General features: G+C 36.7%; 2 protein-coding genes. Both read left to right on the top strand.

The genetic code is table 11. The features are described 5' to 3' along the window. On the top strand, nucleotides 1-200 hold a 200-nt coding region (gene tnpA, locus UB32_RS19655; protein WP_128721578.1), incomplete at its 5' end, for an IS200/IS605 family transposase. Between the two features lie 10 nt (nucleotides 201-210). Further along, nucleotides 211-1,344, top strand: coding sequence for an IS200/IS605 family element RNA-guided endonuclease TnpB (tnpB, locus tag UB32_RS16755; protein WP_044395860.1), 1,134 nt, complete (start codon nucleotides 211-213; stop codon nucleotides 1,342-1,344). Nucleotides 1,345-1,494: the final 150 nt, after the last annotated feature.

Genomic DNA, 1,494 nt, shown 5'->3' with positions numbered 1-1,494 from the left:
CACATCCTAATACTGAATTATCAAAGTTCATCAATGCTTACAAAAGTGCTAGTTCGCGATTAATCAAAAAAGATTTTCCCAAGGTTAGAAAAAAACTGTGGAAAGAAATGTTTTGGTCAATAAGTTTTTGCTTACTAACTACTGGCGGTTCTCCCATCAATGTAGTTAAAAAATACATTGAAATTCAAGGAATGAAGTGAGGTGAAAACAATGTTAGTCAACAAGGCATACAAATTCCGTATCTATCCAACCAAAGAACAAGAAATCCTAATTGCTAAAACCATCGGATGCAGTCGTTTCGTATTCAATCGGTTTTTAGGGCAATGGAACGATACATACAAAGAAACAGGCAAAGGATTAACCTATAATTCTTGTTCTGCTGAATTAACAAAATGGAAAAAGGATTTAGTATGGCTAAAAGAGGTGGATAGTGTTGCGCTGCAATCATCGCTTAAAAACTTAGCAGATTCATATAACCGTTTCTTTAAAAAGCAAAACAAAGCGCCCAGGTTTAAGTCTAAAAAGAATAAGGTACAATCCTACACGACTAAAGAAACAAATAATAACATTGCCATTGTAGACAGCAAAATCAAATTGCCTAAACTTGGTCTTGTTCGCTTTGCAAAAAGCCGTGAGGTGAATGGGCGCATTCTGAGCGCAACCGTCAGACGAAATCCGAGTGGCAAATACTTTGTATCCATTCTAACCGAAACAGAAGTACACCCATTGGAGAAAACTGAATCATCCATCGGTATAGACTTAGGCATCACTGACTTTGCTATTCTTTCTGATGGTCGCAAGATTGACAATAATAAGATCACATCAAAAATGGAAAAGAAACTAAAACGTGAACAGCGAAAACTTTCAAGACGTGCGTTAAATGCTAAAAACAATGGTATTAACCTTCTTGATGCAAAAAACTATCAGAAGCAAAAACGTAAAGTTGCTAGATTACACGAAAGAGTCATGAACCAACGTGACGATTTCCTTAATAAGTTAAGTACAGAAATAATCAAAAACCACGATATTGTCTGTATCGAAGACTTGAATACCAAAGGAATGTTACGCAATCATAAGCTTGCAAAATCAATCTCTGATGTATCATGGTCTGCTTTTGTATCGAAATTAGAATACAAAGCGAAATGGTACGGTAAAACAATCGTGAAAATAAGCAGATGGTTTCCGTCTAGTCAGATATGTTCCGATTGTGGACATCAAGATGGCAAGAAATCTCTTGAAATAAGAGATTGGACTTGTCCTGTTTGCCATGAGCATCACGATAGAGATATAAATGCCAGTAAAAATATCCTAGCCGAAGGCTTAAGAACCTTAGTTTTGGCTTAAACAAAATATAGAACCGTAGGAATCTACGGGGATAGCTTGGTCAATAAGAGAAACCTCTGTTGGCAAAGAAATATGTCAACAAGTACGCTCTGTTCCCAAGAATCTCCCACTTCAACTAGACCGTAAGGTCAGTAAGTGGGGGTAGTTCAA

This window comes from Mesobacillus subterraneus, assembly GCF_000934845.1.
Lineage (GTDB): Bacteria > Bacillota > Bacilli > Bacillales > Cytobacillaceae > Mesobacillus > Mesobacillus stamsii.
This window is presented reverse-complemented; position numbering and strand designations above follow the sequence as displayed.